General features: G+C 30.1%; 2 protein-coding genes. Both read right to left on the bottom strand.

Features of this window, described 5'->3' with window-relative positions; all coding sequences use genetic code 11:
• Window positions 1-232 precede the first annotated feature (232 nt).
• Window positions 233-718 (bottom strand): hypothetical protein, encoded by a 486-nt coding sequence (locus CXF67_RS09620; protein WP_102088564.1) that lies wholly within the window; start codon window positions 716-718, stop codon window positions 233-235.
• Window positions 696-1,625: an RHS repeat domain-containing protein gene (locus tag CXF67_RS09615; protein WP_257984648.1), complete on the bottom strand. Its 930-nt coding sequence runs from the start codon at window positions 1,623-1,625 to the stop codon at window positions 696-698. Before CXF67_RS09615 ends, CXF67_RS09620 begins: the two co-directional genes overlap by 23 nt.
• Window positions 1,626-1,749: the final 124 nt, after the last annotated feature.

Below are 1,749 nucleotides of genomic sequence, written 5' to 3'. Positions count from 1 at the left end.
CTTTAAACACAAAATCAACCCTTATTACCATCGGTTCGTAAATTAAACCCTTGGATAATACTTAACAGCTTTCCTATTTGAATTACATATCAAAACAATTTTAATACAATAGCTTTAATATAGTATTTAAGGGATTTTTAAACTAAAAAAGCATACGCATAAAAAAACCACTCCAAACAGTGTTTATATCTCTACACTTTAATCATGGTTTTGAAAATTTGCAACTAATATTTCACCACAACCGATTATTTTTTTTTGCTACTTCCTCTGCTCGAACTTGTTTTACGATATAAGGAATTGATATTATTGGTATATAAAAATAATATTCTCCGATTAAAAACCACAATATAATGTCAAGTGGTAAAGTAATGGTCAATAGCCATGCCCATTTGAGCGTATGACCATGCTTCTTAAGATACTTATTTAACATAGATAATATATACACTGATTCTAACTTAGTTAATTCTATTTCGTCATGTTCACTTATTGGTATATCTAAAAAATGTTTTAAATATTTTATTAAGTTTAATTTCTCATCTCTAATATGGCTTTGAGGTTTGTAAGATTCGAGATCATTTATCAATTGTTTTAGATTTTCAATTTTAATTTTCTTTAAATCAGAATTAGAATAAGTTCCCTCTAATTTTTCAATTAGTGAGAATGAAAAATGTTTAAAATTTTCATCTACATTATTCCTATTTATAAAGTTTAGATCCATATTTCAATATAAAGTTAGTTGTTTTGTATACTGTTTCAGTATTCATAAAATCATATTTATATTTATAAACATTATCTAAAAACCTAATGGGTCTTTGAAATCTTCTTATCGTAGAATAACTCATTTTTACATTTACACCATCCATTAATAATTGTTTTTCAAGATTTAATACATGATTAGCTCTGATACTAAATTTGGTTGTTATAGTCTTGGCTATAGCATTAGCAGTTTTAGCACCTCTCATAAGTTTTGGTAAATTTAATGCTACATCTCCAGCACCACCAGATATAGGTATAAAGTACATTAAAAATTCAGCCATTTCAGCAGTTGCATTATGTATGCTCCTCCTCTGATCATCAAACTGTGGCTTCCAATGATTTTCATAATACCATTGATTCCAAGAGTTATCGTCTGTATAATTAGTTCCCCAGTCCTTGTTATATTGATCCAAAGTTCCAGGTTCATATGGACTATCCCACGTTACAGGTTGCTCACCATATCTTAAAAAATGAGGCATCCTTCCAGAAAAACTTATGCCAGAAGAATTATTGGTTTTTTCAGATGGTACATTTAGAACAACTGTATCTAATTCTATTGGATCATCTTCATTTATAGCATCTTCATCGCAATCATCATTTGGACATAATCCTGTAGGATCTGAAAAGGAAATAGGGTCGCTATAAGAAAAATGATATGGAGTATGATTATACATAAATTCAGCAAACGTATCCACAACATTAAACCTACCAATAGCAGGATTATACTGCCTCCAATCCATTTCAATAACATTTAAACTTAGGCTTTCATCTAATTCCTTACCGTTAAACCCGTAAGGATGCTCGCTAATAACGGTATTATTGTATCCTTTATGTTCAAGTCCAAAAGGATAGTAGTTTTTTTCTTCAATGATTTCGGTATTGGCATTGATAGAGCCGTTGGTAGCCGTTGATACCGTTGATGCCGTTGGTAAAGCCGTTGATAGAGCCGTTGATTAATCAATTATTACTCATTTATTCTTACATCATAAGACT

This window comes from Psychroflexus sp. MES1-P1E (assembly GCF_002836055.1).
In the GTDB taxonomy this organism is placed as follows: domain Bacteria; phylum Bacteroidota; class Bacteroidia; order Flavobacteriales; family Flavobacteriaceae; genus Psychroflexus.
Note: the sequence above shows the minus strand (reverse complement) of the source record. Positions and strands in the feature narration are given on the sequence as shown.

Coding starts and splice junctions, on each gene's coding strand:
- CXF67_RS09620 (WP_102088564.1), bottom strand. CDS start 718: ATGGATCTAAACTTTATAAATAGGAATAATGTAGATGAAAATTTTAAA.